We start from the raw sequence: 19,679 nt of genomic DNA, 5'->3' as shown, positions 1-19,679 counted from the left end.
TCATGATAGATGTAAATAATGTATCCATGCGTTTTAATCTGGCAACAGAAAAAACGGAGAGTTTGAAAGAATATGTTGTAAAATTATTAACTGGAAAGTTAATGTTTGACGAGTTTTATGCGCTTAAAAATGTTAGTTTTCATGTAGATAGAGGAGAGAGTGTAGGTATCCTCGGAGCAAATGGATCGGGAAAATCCACATTGTTGAAAGTGATTTCTGGTATTTATCCACCATCATCAGGAACGGTTTCTGTGAATGGGGCAATTGCTCCCCTTATCGAACTGGGAGCGGGATTTGATCCTGATTTAACTGCACGAGAAAATGTATATCTTAATGGGGCAGTAATGGGATTTCAGAAGGAGTTTGTAGAAGATCGCTATGATGAGATTGTTGCATTTTCTGAATTAGCGAATTTTATGGATGTACCAATTAAAAATTTTTCTTCTGGTATGACGGCCCGCCTTGGATTTTCTATTGCTACGCTGGTTCATCCGGATATCCTGATTGTGGATGAGGTGCTTGGTGTAGGTGATGCTGCATTTCAGAAAAAATGTGAGTCGAAAATGGATGAACTCCGACAAAATGGAACAACTATGCTATTTGTTTCTCATTCTGTGGAGCAGGTTGAAAAAGTTTGCACGAAAGCAATTTGGCTGAAGCGTGGAGAGTTAGTCATGAGTGGTACCAGCAAAAAGGTTTGTGCTGCTTATGATGAATGGGGGAAAACGCACAGTGCCTTTGAATGAGGATGTATTAGTCACAGTCATTGTACTAAGTTTTGGTCCCGGACCGCAATACGAAAAGACACTATTATCTGTATTGGAGCAACAATATCCCTCTATTGATTTAATCATCTCAGATGATGGATCTGATTCGTTTGATAAGCGCAAGGTAGAAGCGTTCGTTCGCTCTCATATGCGAGGTAATATTAAACGTTTAATTGTGCGACAAAACGAACACAATCTCGGCATTCCAGCACATGATAACCTAACTGCATCCTTAGCATTAGGCAGGTTTATAAAGTTTATTGCAGATGGGGATACCTTGTACAATTCATTTTCCTTGCAACGATTATACCATTTTGCTGCGGAACATCGAGAGTGGATTGTTACTTCTCCATGTGTCATTTGTAGTGTAGATTTAAAAGAATATTACTATCAGTTTCCCTCTAATAGACGTGTGCAGATATTGAACGACAGATCCATTGATCACTTATACCGTACATTAGTTTTCTCGAATTTGATTAGTGCAGTAGGATGTATGTTTAGAAAAGAATTTTTTCTTTTTGGGGGGTTCGATGAATCCTATCATTACCTTGAGGACTGGCCTACTTGGTTAAGAATAGTCCGCAGAGGAGAACGCATTCCCTGTGCGGATGAGCCATCAGAAAAATATGCGCTCTCTGGTGTTAGCAGTTCTTATGGTACAGCGTTTGATTCGCCTAGATTAAGGGAGGACTTGATTCGCTGCTATGAACAGGAGATTCTGCCGTATGGAAATCTTCTTTCGGCATTTACTCGATACTCTGCGCAATATCGATACGCAAAATTACATGGAAAACTAAGTATAGCTGAAATGATAAAGTTTTTACCCATGGTGGGGTATTATACTGCGAAATCTACAGTAAAGAAGTTTATGATACGATGTAAAGGTGGGAGATAAGTGGGAAAAGAATTAACGAAAGGATTATTTTCTATTGCAATTGTTTCGTATAATCAGGCAGACCTTATCTATGATTGCATTGATTCTATTTTAGAACAGAAATATCCAGCAATTGAGTTGATCATTGCAGATGACCATAGTTATGATTTTGACCAGGTGAAATTGACGGAATATATTGAAAAGAACTGTCATGAAAACTTAGTCAGATATCAAGTGTATACGAATCCTCAAAATTTGGGAATTGTAAAAAATTGCAATATAGCATGCGCACATGCGAAGGGAGAATATTTAAAAACAATTGCTGCGGATGATTCCTTTGCAGATAAACTCGTATTTCAGAGAATGGCAAAAAAACTGCAAGACCCTCGTAATGGGATTGTCTGCGCCAGAGGTAAGGCGATTCAACATACGGGAGAATCGACAGAGGATCGTTATCCCTCTGACATTGATTTTCAAGCGCTTCTACAGATCCCAGACACAAATGAATTGTATCGCTATATGGTGACACGTCCATGGAGCCCTATTTTCGCACCGGCAGTATTCTGGCGTAATGAGTTATTTCAATCAATTGGCGGATACGATGAAAGTTATGTTTTTACAGAAGATTGGCCTTGTTGGATCAGATTAGCAAAAGAGAAAATACCATTCTGTTTTGTAGATGATTTTGTTGTCAAGTACCGTTATGGAGGTATTTCAAATCAGTCTTTAGATGGTATGCCTAATCTGTTGCGTAAGATACATTATAAAGAGTGTGTTCGAGCATTGCGTGAGGAATATGAAAATGTGCGACAGAAATATAGCAAGGGCAGTGCACTTCGATGTTGGTATTGTGCAGAGGCAATTGAAATGAAAAGTGTACTTGAGTTGGATTGGTATGAAATGAGCTTCATGCAGAAGTTGCGATTTCGGATGAAAAAGTTACCGGTTTTGTCCTATATCAAACTGATGAGCGCGATTAACTATAACAAATGGTTTCATATTAAGCGAGAGATGTTTGTAGCGGTGATTTTTATGATTCTTCTATTGACAGATCGACAGCTTTTACCGATATGCGATCTTACGGTTCCGATGGCATGGGCGACATTGGTGTTATTAAGCATTATTGGGATTAAAATGGTATGTAATATGCTTCTGTTTGTTTTGAAAAAAAGAGCAATGCTTAAGACAATGTTATCGGGTAGGTAAAGTTATGGAAAGAATAAAAGAATATCCATTGGTTAGTGTCATTGTTCTTTGCTATAAAAATTTCCAATATATTTATGAAGCCATTGCATCAGTATTATCACAGGAATATCCGAAGCTTGAACTTCTGATTTCTGATGATGGCTCTTCTGATTTTCCAAAGGAAGAGTTGGACGCATATGTTCAAATGCATCGACGAGAAAATATCATTTCCGTAAAGTTTAATCACAATGAAAAGAATATTGGGACAGTCAAACATCTTAACCGTGCTGTAGGGCTCACAACTGGTGAATATGTGATGAGTTTGTCTGCGGATGACGTGATAGAAGATTCTGCTGTAGTTATGCGCTATGTAGAAGGATTGGAAGCACGTTCTGATGCAGATATCTTAATGGCGCAGACTGCGATGTATAATGAGGATATGGATGAACTGCAGTATTATTTTGTTCAGCCGCATATTCGTGATTTACTGTTGGGGAAGCAAAATGACGATCAGCTTTTGAATGAGCTAGTTCAACATGCATATTTACCATCTGTAAGTACTTTTTTTAAAAAGACATTTTTTGAAAAGTACGGAAAATTTGATGAATCTTATGATTTGGTTGAAGATTGGTCGCTGCATCTACGTTTGGCACGAGAGCATATTCCAATCGTCTATCTTGACTTCCCATCTATCAGACACCGGAGCGGTGGTGTTAGCCATGGCAATACTGCTGGTACCAATAGCACGTATTATCGATATTTGTGTGATCTAAATCGAACATATGAAAATGATGTCGCACCATATTTGGATCGAGTAGATCCGGAAGTTCGAGAAAAAGTGAAATTTCGGCATAAACAGGATGCGGCGTGGACAGATTTTCATTATAGAGATAAAAAGAACGGGCTAATCGGAATAATTCACTATGGGTGTTCACACCCCGCTATTGTGTTTCAGCGAATGGCAAAGGTTGTTTATCATCAATGTTCTGGTCGAGCATGGCATCCGCTTCTTTTTGCAGTGCTGCTGCTGTTCTTAATGCCGGGAATTACAGAAGCAATTTCGATTTGTGCTTCAATTGTTGGCATTGCAGCCAAAGTTTCTGTAGCTGTTTGTTCGATTCTTTATGGAGTGGGATATGTATTGGGCATTTTTGGAATTCTCTTTGTTCCATTGTATATCTGCTCGGCGGTGTATTGTTGCATTACAGAGTATATAAGTTTGTATTTTTGAAATGAGTGAGGGATTGATATGAAGCATCGTTACTGTGCTGAGTATAAAAACTGCAAAATTAGACCTGTGTGGCATGAAGATATTGAACTTTATCGTATTTGGAGAAATAATGAGATGTTATCGCGTTATCTCACTCCAGTAGGAAAAATTACACCAGAAATGCAGGAAAAGTGGTATAAAAATAATCAGGAAGATCCGGATGTTATTTCGTTTTCGGTCGAAGAAACGGTTGACTTAAAACGGCTTGTCGGTTCTGCATCACTCTACGAATTTGTTGGGAACACAGCAGAAGTCGGAAAAACAATTATCGGTGATGACGATGCGCGCGGCAAATCGCTAGGCTTCTATAGCGAATTGATGACAGTATATATTGGTTTTGAAAAGCTGGGGCTTGAAAAAATTGTTGCCAGAATTCATGAGGATAATGTAGCAAGTATGAAGCGTGCACGTCGGCTTGGTTATACGATTACAGGAAAGCATCCGTTTGAAAATGGTGGCTATGAATGTGAATTGATGGCGACAAAAGAACAATTTTATACTACACATCCATTTCTGCATGAGATTCATATTTATGAAGAATAATAGAATGCTGCCCAACACAAGAATGATACAGTTTCGAGATATCGGTGACAGTAAGTTGGGACATTTAACGCCGCTCGAAGCAGAGGGTGATATCCCATTTCCTATTCGCCGTGTGTATTATATCACACGCGTACCAAGAGATATGACACGCGGCTTTCATTCTCACCGCCAATTAGAACAGGTATTGATTTGTTTGCATGGTAGTGTGAAGATTAGAGTAAAAACACCATTTGAGGAACAAGTAGTTGAATTGAGCAATCCGGCAGAAGGGTTGTTTATCGGACATATGGTTTGGCGAGAAATGTTCGATTTTTCGGATGGTGCGGTATTGATGGTGTTGGCAAGTGAGCACTATAGTGAGTTGGATTATATTCGGTGCTATGACGATTATGAAGTAGAGGCTATATCATATTTTCAGTCTAAAATTGAAATGAGGGAATAAATAATGGATATTCCGTTTTCTACATTTCATCATATGCATGAACAGATTCGTGCAGAAATGATGAAGGCTTTTGAGAAATGTTATGATAACGGATGGTTTATTCAGGGTACGGAATACAAAAAGTTCGAAAAAGAGTTTGCCCAGTATTGCGGAGCCTCCTTTGGTGTCGGTGTAGGCAATGGTCTGGATGCAATTTCTTTGTCTTTGCAGGCTCTAGGAATCGGAGAAGGGGATGAAGTGATTGTACCAGCGCACACATTTATCGCCACGGCCCTTGCTGTAAAGTACGCAGGAGCAAAACCTGTCTTGTGCGATGTGTGTGCTGATACGTTTACAATTGATCCATTTAAAATTGAGCCTATGATTACAGAAAAAACCAAAGCCATTATTGCTGTACAGCTTTACGGGCAAACTGCTGATATGACAGCCATTTCCCATATTGCAAAGGAGCATAACCTTTGGGTTATTGAAGATGCCGCGCAAGCTCATGGGGCCACTTTTCATGGAAAACGTACAGGAACATTAGGAGATGTAGCTGCTTTTAGCTTTTATCCGGGCAAGAATTTGGGGGCTTTGGGCGATGGTGGCGCTGTTGTTACTAATCGTGAAGAGATAGCAGAGCGGATTCATGAACTTGGATGTTATGGATCAAAAGTTAAGTATGTTCATGATTTAGCAGGAATTAATTCGCGATTGGATGAAATACAAGCTTCATTTTTGAGAATTAAGCTACATCATTTGGAAAAGTGGACAGAAGAACGCCAAGCAATTGCAAAAACCTATTTACAAAATATTGAAAATTCTAAATTGATATTACCGAAAATAGGATCTGGGCGTGAACATGTGTGGCATCTTTTCGTGATTCGTTGCCCGAAGAGAGATCATTTGCAGGCGTATTTGGAAGAAAAAGGGATACATACTCAGATTCATTACCCTATTCCGATGCACCTTCAAAAAAGTATGCAGTATTTGGGATATGGCAAGGGTTCGTTTCCTATTTCGGAGGAGATTGCGGAGAGCGTATTAAGTCTGCCTCTATATATTGGAATGACTGAAAGAGAAATCGAATATGTTTGTGAAATTATGAACTGCTATTAGGAAGGGAATGCTTTATTAAATCTTTATATTCAGAACACTTTCATGAATGTGAGGGGCTAAAATGTATAATCAGAAAATGAAACGGGGTAGAAAAAAACATGGATGCTATTTGCATGACCTTTTGAAAGAGACAATTGGAAATATATGCTTCAAGAGCGCATTTATTTCTGCCATGCTCACGGGTGTATTAGTTCACTTTGTGAAACTATCAAATCTGCTATTCAACCATGATGCTTTGGTTCTGTATGGCACAAATATGGATTGGCTCTTATCGCAGGGAAAATGGTTTGTAACACCTTTAATGTCGTATCAAGGCCCTGTCATTATGTATTATGTTGGGAGCATTGTTGGCATAGCAGCAATTGCTTGCATTAGTGGTCTGATATGCTCCATTTTTGGTGTTCAATCAAAATACTATTCTTATCTTGTAGGAGCCGTATTTGCTGCTTTTCCTTCAGTGGCAACTACTATGCTTTATAATGCCTGTGACTATTTTATGCTAACAGCACTGTTAGCAGTGGTTTCGGCGTATTTTATGATTAAGCGAGATGTGTTTTTAAATTTCTTAGGGATTGCGCTTCTTACTTTATCAGTTGCAGCATATCAGGCGTATGTTGGATTTGCAGTTTCTATTTTGGTTTTATACAGTGTATCTTGCCTCTTGAACCCTCAAAAAAAATGTCGCACTGTCATACAAATGGGATTCCGATTCATTGGTCAGATCATAGTGGCTCTTGGCATATATTATGCTGTTTTACAAATGAAATTGCAATTAGCAGGACAAGTACTTACAGATTATAAGGGCATTAATAATATGTCGAGCAATTTAGCGCCGGCAGTTTTGATACAATCTGCAGTGCAAGCTTATAAAGATGTTGTAAATTTTATTTTCAAAGATGTATTAGGCACCTATAGTCACTTTGTTTCGGCGGTATACACCTTTGTGGTGGTTATCAACCTAATTCTGATTATTCTTTTGCTTCGGAAGAGAAAATTGTTCCAAGAGCCATTGCGCGTATGTTTGATTGCAATCTTAGTTATTGTATGCTTGCCGCTGTCTATTAATTTGGTAGGTATTTTAAGTAGAAATAGTTCTTTTTACTATATTACAGTATATCCGTTTACGATGATATTCATAAGTGCACCAATTTTTTTAGAGCAGATCTTGCAAACGGAGCAGAAACGCTATTTTGTAAAAGCGCTATCAGTATGTGTCGCATTCAGTATGATTGTGCCAGTGGGAGTATGGTTTGTGAAAAATAATCAGGCATATCAAAAGATTCAAGTTGAAAACCAGAATATTCATCTAAAATCAACTGCGCTTGTAGCGCAGATTCAGGAGCAAAAAGAGTTTACAACGGAAACACCTATAGTATTTGTTGGTGAAACGCCCTACCCCTATTTGAAGACACAAAGTGGCTTGGGGATGACATTAGATGGTCTCCATACTCAAGGAATGGCACTATACACAGCGGCGGACATAATTTATTCTGCGGGAATTTTAGGTGCATATATTCAAACCTACATTGCCCCCGATATGCTATTGGGGAATTCGGAAGAATTTTCTCAAAAGCATTTAAATGAGATTCAGAAGATGCCGATTTATCCCAACTACGGTTCGATTCAATTTCTGGATGGAAATATTGTTGTACGGTTGGGACAATAATTCAACAAGTCGTAAATGCAGTTTTGACCGAAGGAGAATAGAAGCTATGAAAGTAGTGATTTTAGCCGGCGGCTTTGGCACTCGAATTTCCGAAGAAAGCCAATTCAAACCCAAGCCCATGGTAGACTTAGGCGGTATGCCTATTATATGGCATATTATGAAGCTATACTCCGCGTACGGCTTCAATGAATTTATCATCTGCGCAGGATATAAGCAGCACGTTATCAAGGAATACTTTGCTGATTATTTTCTCCATACTTCGGATATTACCTATGACTTTACTAATGGTAAAAATGAGATGATTGTACATCACAATACATCTGAGCCTTGGAAGGTCACGGTTGTAGATACTGGCTTAAACACCATGACCGGTGGCCGTGTCAAGCGTGTAAAAGATTATATCGGTGCTGAACCGTTTATGCTGACTTATGGTGATGGGGTTTCTGATCTGAACATTACAGAATTACTCAAATTTCACAAGAGTCATGGTAAGATGGTCACAATGTCTGCATATAATGCAGGGCAGCGTTTTGGCGTGCTGGATATTGCTGATAGTGGCGCAATCAGAGAATTCCGCGAAAAGACACAGGGCGATGGCAATATGATCAATATTGGCTTCATGGTTTGCCAGCCAGAATTTTTGGATTACATTGATGGAGACAGCACGGTATTGGAACGTGCACCGCTGGAACGGGTTGCCAAGCTAGGACAGCTGATGGCCTATAAGCATGAGGGTTTCTGGCAGTGTATGGATACGGTACGAGAAAAAGAAGCATTAGAAAAAATGTGGGTAAGTGGACAAGCTCCGTGGAAGGTATGGGAAGACTGATGGATTTGAGTTTCTACAAGGGAAAACGTGTTTTCTTGACCGGACATACTGGTTTTAAAGGTGCTTGGATGAGTCGCGTATTGATAGGTGCTGGTGCCATAGTAACTGGCTATTCCTTTGAACCGCCGACAGAGCCGAATCTGTTTTACCTGTCTGGTGTTGCAGAAAACATGACAAGCGTTATCGGCGATATACGGGATTTCGATCATCTCAAGCGGGTATTTGACGCAGCGCAGCCGGAAATTGTACTGCATCTTGCGGCACAGCCAATTGTTCGCACCGGTTATGAGCAGCCTGTATATACTTATGAAACCAACGTGATGGGAACAGTCAATCTTTTAGAATGCGTGCGGACTTTACAGGTACCTGTAAAGTCTGTGGTAAACATTACCACAGACAAAGTGTATCTAAACAACGAATGGTGTTGGGGATACCGTGAGGAGGATGCGTTGGACGGTTATGATCCGTACTCTAATTCTAAATCCTGCTCAGAATTGGTGACGCACAGTTATAAGAACAGCTTTTTTGCCGATGGTAAAACTGCAATTTCAACCGCCCGCGCAGGTAATGTGATCGGCGGTGGTGATTTTGCGCGTGACCGCATTATCCCGGATTGTATCCGGGCTGCGGGAAAGGGTGAGGCGATTGTGGTGCGCAATCCACATTCGACAAGACCTTATCAGCATGTTTTAGAGCCGGTCATGGCATACTTGATGATTGCACAAAAGCAGTATGAAGATGATACCATGGCGGGTTATTATAATGTAGGACCAGATGACTGTGATTGTGTGACTACAGGAGATTTGGTGGATTTGTTCTGTGATGTATGGGGACAAGGAATGGCATGGGAAAACCGCTGGGATGGCGGTCCGCACGAGGCTAATTTCCTGAAGTTGGACTGCTCCAAGATTAAAGCGACATTGGGCTGGAATCCGCGTTGGCATATTCGCGAGGCGATTGAAAAGACGGTTGAATGGACGAAAGTTTGGATGCAGGGCGGCGATATCCTAAATGAGATGGATCGACAGATCAAGGAATACTTGGAGGCATAACCAATGAATCGAAATTGGACAAGTGAACAGGAAGCGCGAGAAGATATTCTCAGTGCCGTAGCGCAATATTATCAGAAGTACAAAGCTGCAAAAAAGCCGTTTGAACCGGGCGACCGTATCACTTATGCGGCGCGTGTGTTTGATGAAAAGGAAATGTGCAGCTTGGTAGATGCCTCGTTGGATTTCTGGCTTACCACTGGTCGCTTTGCAGATCGGTTTGAAAAAGAATTTGCCGACTGGCTTGGTGTAAAGTATGCAAGCTTGGTAAACAGCGGGTCTTCTGCAAATTTGATTGCCTTTTCTGCATTGACGGCGCCGGAACTGGGTGAGCGCCGCATTAAGCGCGGCGATGAAGTGATTACGGTTGCTGCGGGTTTCCCGACAACCGTTACACCGGTTATCCAGTATGGTGCAGTGCCGGTATTTGTTGATGTAACAATTCCGCAGTATAATATTGATGTCAGCAAATTGGAAGAAGCGCGGAGCGCAAAGACGAAAGCAGTCATGGTGGCACATACGCTGGGCAATCCGTTCGATTTGGCTGCGATCAAGGCATTTTGTGATAAGTATAACCTTTGGCTGGTAGAAGATAACTGTGATGCGCTGGGCAGCACCTATATGCTCAATGGCGAAAAGCGCTTGACAGGTACGATTGGCGATATCGGCACATCCAGCTTCTACCCGCCGCATCATATGACAATGGGCGAGGGCGGCTGTGTATACACAAATGATCCGTTACTGCATCGCCTGATCAATTCCTACCGTGACTGGGGGCGCGACTGCATGTGTCCGTCTGGTCGGGATAACATTTGTGGTCACCGTTTTGACGGTCAATACGGTGAACTGCCGCATGGTTACGATCATAAATATGTCTACAGCCATTTCGGCTACAACTTGAAGGTGACGGATATGCAGGCAGCTATTGGTTGCGAGCAGATGAAGAAGTTCCCCTCTTTTGTGGAGCGCCGCAAACATAACTGGGCACGTCTGCGTGCGGCACTGGAGGATGTGCAGGACAAGCTGATCCTTCCTGAGCCTGCGCCGAACAGCGACCCGAGTTGGTTTGGATTCTTGTTGACCGTACGCGAAGGTGTGAACCGTGAAAAAGTGGTTCGCTATATTGAAGAGAAGGGCGTGCAGACCCGTATGCTGTTCTCCGGCAATCTGATTAAGCATCCGTGTTTTGACGAGATGCGGAAATCTGGGGAAGGATACCGTGTGGTTGGCACACTGGAGAATACCGATCGCATTATGCGTGATACGTTCTGGGTCGGCGTGTATCCCGGCATGACCGATGAGATGATCGACTATATGGCGAAAACGATTCAAGAAGCACTCTGATGTTGCTGGGGAGGATGGACGGAATGAATAGTCAGGAATTGGCGCGTAGAGTGCGTATTGATGCCGTGCGTATGGTACATGAGCATCATGCTTCGCATATCGCATCAGCTCTGTCGGTAGTGGATATTCTGACAGTGTTGTACCATGATATAATGCATATTAATCCGCAGAACCCGAATATGCCAGAGCGCGATAGATTAGTGTTAAGCAAAGGGCATGCAGGCGTTGCTATTTATGCAACATTAGCAGAGATGGGCTTTTTTGAATTGGAGCGCTTGGATCAATATTATTCGGACGGCAGTGTTTTTTCTGGACATGTTTCCCACAAAGGTGTGCCAGGGGTTGAACTGTCAACTGGCAGTTTAGGGCATGGGGTATGTGTGGCGGTAGGAATGGCTTTCGCGGCAAAAAGATCATGCAAAAAGCATCGAGTGTACGCTATTGTTGGAGATGGTGAATGTGATGAAGGTGCTGTGTGGGAGACTGCACTGTTTGCTCAACAATATCGCTTAGGAAATTTAACAGTTATTGTAGATCATAATAAAATGCAGGCGATGGGTACGTGTGAAGCTGTGATGAACCTGGGCGATCTAGCTGAGAAATGGAAAGCGTTTGGCTGGCATGTGATCTCGGTAGAGAATGGGAATAATCACGATCAGTTGAGAAAGGCATTACAGTCCACAGATGATGAGTTGCCAACTTGTATCATTGCCAATACGGTTAAAGGCAAAGGAGTCTCTTTTATGGAGAACAACTTGCTGTGGCATTATCGAGACCCACAAGGGGATGCGTATATCAAGGCAATGCAGGAACTGGGGGCAGAAGATATTTATGCGTAATACTTTTGTATCCGGGCTGGAAAAACTGGCGGAAAACGATGATCATCTGTTTCTTATGACAGGTGATTTAGGATTTGGTGTATTGGATGGGTTTGCTCAGAAATTTCCAGAACGTTTTATCAATGCGGGAATAAGTGAACAAAATATGGTGGCTGTTGCTGCAGGAATTGCTCTGGAAGGAAATTCGGTATACATTTATTCCATTGGTAATTTTCCGACGATGAGATGCCTTGAACAAATTCGAAATGATGTTTGCTATCATAATGCAAATGTTAAGGTTGTATCTGTTGGAGCAGGTTTATCCTATGGTCAATTGGGCATGAGCCATCATGCAACAGAGGATATTGCAATTATGTGCGCTTTGCCTAATATGAAGGTGTTTTCACCTGCTGATCCGCAGGAGGCAATTGCAGTTTTGGAGGAAGTTCATCGCTTGAAGGGACCAGCCTATGTCCGCTTAGGTAAGGGAAGAGAGCAGAATATTCATGCGGATATGCCGGTTGAAAATGTATATGATGCACAAGAAATCAAAGATGGATCGGATGCATGTATTTTCGCGACAGGGGCAATTTTGTCAGAGGTCATAACAGCGGCAGATGCACTAGGTAAAAAAGGTGTATCTGTTAAAGTCAATAGCATTTTATCCATTAAACCAATTGATGAGCAGGTTGTTTGGAATTGTGGGAAGCAGTATAAATGGGTGTTTACGGTAGAAGAACATAATGTGATTGGCGGATTGGGCAGCGCAGTTGCTGAAGTGTTAGCCTCAATGCCAGACAATCGCGCGCGTCTGTTTCGGATTGGTATGCAGGATCAATATTCTAGCATTGTGGGAAGCCATGATTATTTGCGTGATTACTACGGCCTTAGCGCGCAAAAAATTGAGGAAAAGATTTTAACAGTAATGGGGATGCGATCGTGAAAGTTGTTATCACAGGTGCTAATAGTTTTATCGGGAAAAAGCTGTCCGATGCTTTGCGCCGAGAGGGATGGGATATTGTGCAGGTTTCGCGCAGACCGTTTCCGTGCGATGAAGGTATGACGCAGCTCTATCTGCCGATGGAGGAGTACCATCGATTGGGTGAGCTGACGGGGGGCTGCGACTGCTTTTTCCATCTTGCATGGAGCGGTACGCGAGGCAGGACACGGATGGATCGCGCCCGCCAAGATGACAACCTTCGCTGTTCGGTCAACGGCCTGCATGCCATGCTGGAAGCGGGCTGTGAATGCGTCATTACGGCAGGATCGCAGGCGGAATATGGTCCCTGCACTGATCAAATCACGGAGCAAACTCCTTGCGCCCCCAACACAGAATACGGTAAAGCAAAATTGGCGTTTTACGAGCAGGTACAGACAGCCTGCGAAAAAGCGGGGGTGGCGTATAAGGAGCCACGCTTTTTCAGTTTGTATGGGCCGGGTGATTTTGCGGGTACGATGGTTATCAGTACGCTTACGGCGATGTTAGAAAATCAACCGTGCCGCTTGACCGCAGGTGTGCAGATGTGGGATTTTCTATATATCGACGATGCGGTTGACGCATTGGTGAAACTGGGAACACTAAAATGCGCCAATGGCGTTTATAATTTTGGTAGCGGCGACGTGCGCCAGTTGAAGGATTATGTTCTGGAGATGGCGAAGATTACAGGAACTCATAGTGATTTGCAGTTTGGAGCGATTCCTTATCAGAAAAGCGGAATGGTGTCGCTTTGGCCGGATGTTACAAAACTGAAAACCGAACTGCAGTGGACGCCTAAGACTTGTTTTGCTGATGGCATTCGTGTGGTTTTGCGGGCGTTGCAACAGGAGAATCGCGGATGAAAAAAGTTAGCCGAAGTGTAGTGCTGCAATTTATCAAATTTGGGATTGTTGGCGTGTCTAATACGCTAGTTTCACTTGCCGTATATTATGTTGTCCTGTGGATCAATCCGGCGTGGTATCTGTTGGGTAATGTTGTCGGTTGGGTTGTAAGTGTGGCCAATGCGTTCTATTGGAATAATAAATATGTGTTTACGGATGATCAGACCGATGTGTGGTCTATGCTCAGGAAATTGGGGAAGATATATCTAAGCTATGGTGCCACTTTTCTCTTGAGCACATTATTGCTGTATTTGGAAGTTGATATCTGGGGATGGTCATCGATTATCAGTCCGCTTGTTAATCTGCTCGTTACGATCCCGCTGAATTTTCTGCTCAATAAATTTTGGGCGTTTCAATAAGTTAGGGTGTATAAAATGAAAACCATTTCGATTGTGATTCCCTGTTATAATGAAGAGGAGAACGTCAGACCAATCTGCGATGCTGTGCGTAAGGTGTTGCGTGAAGAACTGCCACAGTATCAGTATGAGATATTGTTTATTGACAATAAGTCCAAGGATAATACACGGTGCCTTCTGCGGGAATTGTGTGCAGAAGATCCTGATGTCAAGGCGATTTTCAATATGAAAAATTTTGGTCAATTCAACAGTCCCTATTATGGCATGTGCCAAACCACAGGTGACTGTACCATTTTGCTGTGCTGCGACTTTCAGGACCCGGTCGAATTGATTCCTAAAATGGTACACGAATGGGAAAAGGGACATAAGGTTATTAGTATGATCAAGACGACCAGTAAGGAAAACCATTTGATATACTGGCTGCGGAGCATATATTATAAGACTATCCGTGCAATGAGTTCGGTAGAACAGATCGAGCACTTTACGGGTTTTGGGCTTTATGATAAGAGTTTTATCGAGGTTCTGCGTAACTTGCACGATCCAACCCCGTTTCTGCGCGGCATCGTGGCAGAATATGCGCCAGATCATCTGGAGATACCCTATGAGCAGCAGAAAAGGCGAGCAGGGAAAACATCAAACAACTTTTTTTCCCTATTCGATGCGGCTATGCTCAGTTTTACCAGCTATACCAAAGGTGGTTTGCGTGCCGCGACTTTCGGCGGTTTTTTGATCTCAGGTTTGAGTTTTTTGATTGCATTGTTTTATCTGATTCAGAAACTACTTTTTTGGGATAAGTTTGTGGCAGGTAATGCGCCGATTCTTATTGGTGTGTTCTTCTTTGGTGGTTTGCAGTTGTTTTTCATTGGTCTGCTGGGGGAGTACATTATGAGTATGAATAGTCGTGTTATCAATCGTCCCTTGGTGATCGAATCGGAGCGAATCAATTTTGCAAATCAGAACAAAACTGCAGTGATTGGTGAGATGGATGATAAAAACACGATGCGCTAAGGTATTGGCGGTGATTGTCGGGGTATCGTTTGTTCCGCTTTACTGGATCGCGCAATATGCGGTTCCGACAGCCGATGATTTCATGCATTTGGGAATGACGGGCGTTGCATGGCAACAGACTCATTCGGTGTTGGCTACATGGCAGGCGGCATGGGATAACGTAGTCAACCGTTTTTGGAATTGGCAGGGCAACTTCTCTTATGTTTTAGCGGATATTCAACCCGCCAGTTTTGGAGAACAATATTACGGCCTGACCGCTGTGATCGTTTTGACCGTACTACTTCTCTGCCTGCTGTATTTAATGCGAGTGATTTTAAAAACATATATGGGCGCAACGGCGAATGTTCGATGGATAGTGTCATTACTGTTGGTTTTTCTGGCAGTGCAATATATGTATGAGCCTGTCGAAGGGCTTTACTGGCACCCGGGTGCGTTTCCCTACACTTTTTTTTATGCGATCGGCCTGTGGATGGATGGCTTGATGCTGCAAATGGTGCGGCATGATATGCTACGCAGGCGTCTTCTGTGCTTTGTGCCGGCGCTTTTGCTGGCACCGATTGTCGGTGGTAGCAATTACTCCATTGCACTGGTTTCCGTCATGTTGCTGTTCCTTTTGGTGGTCTATCTGTTTTGGAAAAGGCAACGACAGAATGCAGCGTTTAGTTTGATTGTGCTTGTGCTGCTGACAGCAGCACTGCTCGTCAGTGTTCTTGCGCCGGGCAATGGCATGCGGCAGGAAACCGTTGGAGAGGCAAGCGTGATAAAGGGCTTCGTTGTGTCTGTAATCTATGCAGTATACAGCATGGCAAATGCGACCACGGTGCCGGTGCTGCTGATGTGGATTTTTATTGCACCGTTGGTATACCGCTTGGCGAAAAAGAGCGAGTTTGATTTTTCGCATCCGGTGTGGGCGATGGTGTTGCTGTTTGGATTATATGCGGCGCTTGGGATGCCTTGCTTTTACGCTTTGGGCTTTGCGATTCCGGAGCGCAACATCAATCTGATCTATTTCAGCTATTATCCGGTCGTGCTGTGGGCGATGTTCTATTTGATGGGGTGGTTTTCGCATCGGTTTGCGGACAAGCCGCTGGGTCAACGCATCGGTATGCTATATGAAAAACGCTTTGGCACAGTCTTTACAGCCTTTTGTCTGTTGTTCGCGCTGGCGTGCGGCGGACAGATTGCGGTTGGCAAAGGCGAGGATGGCGGTCTTGCTTTTGAACGGATGCCCGCGGGTTTGAGCGCAGCGTATTCGCTGGCGACAGGAGAAGCGCAGGCATATCATGCACAGATGCTGGAGCGTGCAGAAATCTGCCGCAATGCGCCAGACGAAGATGTGGTATTGCCTGCATTAACGGCGAAGCCGTGGGTGCTGACTTATTTGGATATTACCGAGGATCCGACGGACTGGAAGAATGTTGAAATGGCGCACTATTACGGAAATAGAAGTGTGCGATTGCAGACCGAGTCATAACGAATGGAATGATATTTTCATAGGCTTTCTGCTACATACTCCTCTTGAATAAGCTATTGAGAATGTAAATGACCTAGCAAGCGAGTAAGCGTCAAATCCTACCCCGGCTTGCGGTCGGCTCTCTAATATGAAAGAATACTCCCGTATAGTAAAGATGAGTCGCGTATACTATGAACCGCTACCTGTCAAGAGGGCAGTGAAAAAGTATAAATTTTTCCCGGCCAGCAGCCTGTAGGTGAAGTGCCCCCAAAAAGTTAGACAATATTGGAAAGTGAAAATTGTTTAAGCAGCTGAAAGGGCGTGCTGTCGGTGTATTGCAGGCGGCAAGCCCTTTCGCATTGTCCTGAGGTAGGGGGGTGAGGACAAAAAGTTGGATTGAATACATGCAGAAAAGGAGATTTGGGAAGGTAGTGTCAAGAGTTTTTCGCAAATTGGTTTGCAGCCCCTGGCGTGAATGAAGTCATCCAGCAATGGAGGTATCCTCAAGGGTCGCCTTCAGGTGCTTCATGTTCATGTACTTCTTGTTGCCCCACTGGGTACCGGCCACATGGCGCAGCCGGGCACAGACCAGCATAAGGGCAGAGTTACCGTCCGGGAAACTGCCTACCACGCGGGTGCGGCGACGGATCTCCCGGTTCAGCCTCTCAATGACATTATTAGTGCGGATGCGAGTCCAGTGTTCGCTGGGGAAATCGCAATAGGTAAGTGTCTCCTCAATGCCATCCCCCGCCTTCTTGGCGCCTTCCTTCAGTTTCATAGCACGCAGTTCTTCTACCACGGCTTTGGCCTTTTCACGGGCGGCTTTCTTGCGCTCCTGGGCGTGGATCGCCTTGAGCATCTTGGCCACCAGCTTCACCTTGGAGCGAGGCGTAACGGAGAACACATTGCGGTAGAAGTGGACGGTACACCGCTGGTATTTGGCCTCAGGATACACCTCTCCCACGGCTTCCAGCATACCAAGACACTTGTCGCCAACGATGAGTTTTACGCCGTCTAGGCCACGGCCACGCAGCCACTGAAAGAAACTGACCCAGCTGGACTTGTCTTCTTTCATACCCTCAGCGGCACCCAGAACCTCACGATATCCATCCTCATTGACCGCAATCGCCACCAGAATGGCCACATTCTCAAACTCTCCGCCCCAGTTGCGGCGCAGGTAGATCCCATCCACATAGACATACGGATACCGCCCACCTTGCAAAGGACGGTTCCGCCAATCCTCAATGTGGACATATGCTTTCTTGTTCAACTCACTGATGGTAGAAGGAGAGACTTTGCTACCCCACAGGGCCTCAGTAATATCCTCCACACGCCGGACAGATACGCCGGCCAGGTACATTTCAATAAGAGCCTCTTCTACACTGCTCTCCCGGCGGCGATACCGCTCAATAATAGCAGTCTCGAAGGAGATTCCCTTGAGTTTTGGCACCTTGAGAGTAACGTCTCCAGAAGTCGTAGTAAGGTTGCGACTGTAGTGGCCGCTGCGGTAGCCTTGGCGCTGCTTGTTACGCTCGTACCGGGCAGCTTGGGTCAGCTTCTCTGCCTCGGTCTCCAGAAGCTCGTTGAGTGTTTCCTCTACGCTGCCGCGTACAAGTTCCTTGAGCTGACCCTTGATTACTTCTTCGTTTAGCTGTACAATCTTCTCGGACATGGTTTGCTGTCTCCTTTCAGAATGGTGTGTCGCGACTTCATTCTACCAGAGCGCTGCAAACCATGTCCCTTTTTATCTTCTTTTCAATTTGCGAAAATTATTGTACCTTGTCTTTGGGAATGTATTCAGATGAACAGAAGGATGGCGTACAGATAAGGGGCTGCGGACATTTTATTGGACTAAATGGCAATCCCCATTTTACTTCTGAATTCTGCCGGGCTCAATCCGCCGAGAGATAGCTTAATTCGCTCATCCCGATACCAAACCATGTACGCTTCAATTTGCCGCATGAAATTCTCCAGTGTGACACCTTGCCACGAACGACCATAGAACATCTCGTTCTTCATCCATCCGAAGAATCCATCACAAGCTGAATTGTCTGGCGAACATCCTTTCCTCGACATCGATCTGGTGAGCCCAGCATCTTCGACCCGCTTAATCCAGCCAGGCCATTGGTAATGGCAGCCTCTATCTGAATGAAGAATTGGGTGTGCGTCCTGCGGAAGAGAGTGGGTTGCACGATCAAGCATGGTATTTACCAATTGTGCATCTGGTTTACAGCTAATATTCCATGCTACTGGCATACCATCATAGCAGTCGATAACAGGAGAGAGATATACCTTTCCTGCTGGTATTGAAAACTCAGTTACATCGGTTAGCCATTTCTGGTTTGGCTTGTCAGCCTTGAAATTTCGCTGAATTACATTTGGCACCTCAGGACTAATTTCTCCTTTGTAAGAGCAGTATTTTCTTGCACTTCTGCCCTTCACAAGCAATCCCTTTTCACGCATGATTCGGCGAATCACCTTTTCAGAAAGAATATAGCCTTCTCGATTTAAAACAACTTTGATTCTACGGTACCCGTATCTTTCTTTATTATTGCGGAATATGGATGTAACAACTTGACAATCATCTTTGTGTTTTTCTGCAAAGCATAAGCGCTTCTTTTGATAATAATAGCTGCTTTTGGCCATTATAAGCTTTTTGAGCAATAGCAGCAGTGGATATTTTGTTTTTAAGGCATCAGCAATCACTGCCTTTTCCCCGTTGCTTAACGGAGTCTTGTTGATGCCTTGGTCTTTTTTTAGTACATCGATTGTTTCTTTCAGAAGGTTAATTGAAAAACTAAACGCAAGTTTTTCTTGTACTCTTGCTCAAAATACTTGCATTTAGATTTACAGAGATGTTTTGTATAATAGTTCTGGACTGCCCGCCGGCGGAAAGGACGGCAATTATGGCAAAACATTTATCTCTGTCTGAGCGTGCCTTTATTGAGCGCGCTCTGGTTCATGAAAAGTCCTTCGCTGAAATCGCCAAACAACTCAACCGTTCCGCTACCACAATCTCACGTGAGGTCAAAAGTCACCGGGTTTTCGTGCAGCGCTTTCGGGATGACAAGAATGACTGTATCTTGTATCGCTCTTGCC

Annotated in this window: 20 protein-coding genes; 18 read left to right on the top strand and 2 right to left on the bottom strand. The window is 43.7% G+C overall.

Going from position 1 to position 19,679, the window contains the following annotated elements:
- Positions 1-2: 2 nt before the first annotated feature.
- The 17 genes from T363_RS0108545 to T363_RS0108470 all read left to right on the top strand — a co-directional run bounded on the left by T363_RS0108545 (position 3) and on the right by T363_RS0108470 (position 16,601).
- The gene (locus T363_RS0108545; RefSeq protein WP_099092281.1) at positions 3-746 is read left to right on the top strand and encodes an ABC transporter ATP-binding protein; all 744 of its coding nucleotides are present in this window, start codon (positions 3-5) and stop codon (positions 744-746) included.
- Positions 679-1,662, top strand: a complete 984-nt coding sequence (locus tag T363_RS15590) for a glycosyltransferase family 2 protein (protein ID WP_161645957.1) — start codon at positions 679-681, stop codon at positions 1,660-1,662. Before T363_RS0108545 ends, T363_RS15590 begins: the two co-directional genes overlap by 68 nt.
- Positions 1,663-2,847: a glycosyltransferase gene (locus tag T363_RS0108540; protein ID WP_031475092.1), complete on the top strand. Its 1,185-nt coding sequence runs from the start codon at positions 1,663-1,665 to the stop codon at positions 2,845-2,847. It begins immediately after the preceding gene.
- A 4-nt stretch (positions 2,848-2,851) separates the two neighbouring features.
- A complete protein-coding gene (locus tag T363_RS0108535; protein ID WP_031475091.1) occupies positions 2,852-4,057 on the top strand; it encodes a glycosyltransferase in 1,206 nt (401 codons plus the stop codon).
- Positions 4,058-4,075: 18 nt separating this feature from the next.
- Positions 4,076-4,639 (top strand): GNAT family N-acetyltransferase, encoded by a 564-nt coding sequence (locus T363_RS0108530; RefSeq protein ID WP_078096978.1) that lies wholly within the window; start codon positions 4,076-4,078, stop codon positions 4,637-4,639.
- Positions 4,629-5,081: a sugar 3,4-ketoisomerase gene (locus tag T363_RS0108525; protein WP_407919072.1), complete on the top strand. Its 453-nt coding sequence runs from the start codon at positions 4,629-4,631 to the stop codon at positions 5,079-5,081. The genes T363_RS0108530 and T363_RS0108525 overlap by 11 nt, the downstream gene beginning before the upstream one ends.
- A gap of 3 nt (positions 5,082-5,084) precedes the next feature.
- Positions 5,085-6,179: a DegT/DnrJ/EryC1/StrS family aminotransferase gene (locus tag T363_RS0108520; RefSeq protein ID WP_031475088.1), complete on the top strand. Its 1,095-nt coding sequence runs from the start codon at positions 5,085-5,087 to the stop codon at positions 6,177-6,179.
- A gap of 61 nt (positions 6,180-6,240) precedes the next feature.
- Positions 6,241-7,845, top strand: coding sequence for a glucosyltransferase domain-containing protein (locus T363_RS0108515; protein ID WP_031475087.1), 1,605 nt, complete (start codon positions 6,241-6,243; stop codon positions 7,843-7,845).
- Between the two features lie 46 nt (positions 7,846-7,891).
- A complete protein-coding gene (gene rfbF, locus T363_RS0108510; RefSeq protein ID WP_031475086.1) occupies positions 7,892-8,674 on the top strand; it encodes a glucose-1-phosphate cytidylyltransferase in 783 nt (260 codons plus the stop codon).
- On the top strand, positions 8,662-9,726 hold the full coding sequence (rfbG, locus tag T363_RS0108505; protein WP_031475085.1) for a CDP-glucose 4,6-dehydratase: 1,065 nt from the start codon (positions 8,662-8,664) through the stop codon (positions 9,724-9,726). Before rfbF ends, rfbG begins: the two co-directional genes overlap by 13 nt.
- A gap of 3 nt (positions 9,727-9,729) precedes the next feature.
- Positions 9,730-11,067 carry a lipopolysaccharide biosynthesis protein RfbH gene (gene rfbH / locus T363_RS0108500; protein ID WP_031475084.1) on the top strand — a complete coding sequence of 446 codons (1,338 nt, stop codon included), beginning with the start codon at positions 9,730-9,732 and terminating at the stop codon, positions 11,065-11,067.
- 23 nt (positions 11,068-11,090) lie between these two features.
- A complete protein-coding gene (locus T363_RS0108495) occupies positions 11,091-11,906 on the top strand; it encodes a transketolase (RefSeq protein ID WP_031475083.1) in 816 nt (271 codons plus the stop codon).
- Positions 11,899-12,828 (top strand): transketolase family protein, encoded by a 930-nt coding sequence (locus T363_RS0108490; RefSeq protein WP_031475082.1) that lies wholly within the window; start codon positions 11,899-11,901, stop codon positions 12,826-12,828. The genes T363_RS0108495 and T363_RS0108490 overlap by 8 nt, the downstream gene beginning before the upstream one ends.
- A complete protein-coding gene (locus T363_RS0108485; RefSeq protein WP_031475081.1) occupies positions 12,825-13,724 on the top strand; it encodes an NAD-dependent epimerase/dehydratase family protein in 900 nt (299 codons plus the stop codon). Before T363_RS0108490 ends, T363_RS0108485 begins: the two co-directional genes overlap by 4 nt.
- Complete coding sequence (locus tag T363_RS0108480; RefSeq protein ID WP_031475080.1) at positions 13,721-14,122, top strand: GtrA family protein; 402 nt, start codon at positions 13,721-13,723, stop codon at positions 14,120-14,122. The genes T363_RS0108485 and T363_RS0108480 overlap by 4 nt, the downstream gene beginning before the upstream one ends.
- A gap of 15 nt (positions 14,123-14,137) precedes the next feature.
- A complete protein-coding gene (locus tag T363_RS0108475) occupies positions 14,138-15,127 on the top strand; it encodes a glycosyltransferase family 2 protein (RefSeq protein ID WP_051643180.1) in 990 nt (329 codons plus the stop codon).
- Positions 15,105-16,601, top strand: coding sequence for a DUF6056 family protein (locus T363_RS0108470; protein ID WP_154658777.1), 1,497 nt, complete (start codon positions 15,105-15,107; stop codon positions 16,599-16,601). The genes T363_RS0108475 and T363_RS0108470 overlap by 23 nt, the downstream gene beginning before the upstream one ends.
- 460 nt (positions 16,602-17,061) lie before the next feature.
- Here the strand turns inward: T363_RS0108470 and T363_RS0108465 are convergent, their stop codons facing one another.
- Positions 17,062-18,252 carry an IS256 family transposase gene (locus T363_RS0108465; RefSeq protein ID WP_031475077.1) on the bottom strand — a complete coding sequence of 397 codons (1,191 nt, stop codon included), beginning with the start codon at positions 18,250-18,252 and terminating at the stop codon, positions 17,062-17,064.
- A 179-nt stretch (positions 18,253-18,431) separates the two neighbouring features.
- Positions 18,432-19,361 carry an IS3 family transposase gene (locus tag T363_RS0108460; protein ID WP_278247007.1) on the bottom strand — a complete coding sequence of 310 codons (930 nt, stop codon included), beginning with the start codon at positions 19,359-19,361 and terminating at the stop codon, positions 18,432-18,434.
- Between the two features lie 125 nt (positions 19,362-19,486).
- Here T363_RS0108460 and T363_RS15585 point away from each other — a divergent pair.
- Positions 19,487-19,679 (top strand): helix-turn-helix domain-containing protein (locus tag T363_RS15585; protein ID WP_161645956.1); only part of this gene is annotated, 193 nt, incomplete at its 3' end.

Origin of the sequence: Agathobaculum desmolans ATCC 43058, from assembly GCF_000701665.1 — a bacterium.
GTDB lineage: Bacteria > Bacillota > Clostridia > Oscillospirales > Butyricicoccaceae > Agathobaculum > Agathobaculum desmolans.
Note: the sequence above shows the minus strand (reverse complement) of the source record. Positions and strands in the feature narration are given on the sequence as shown.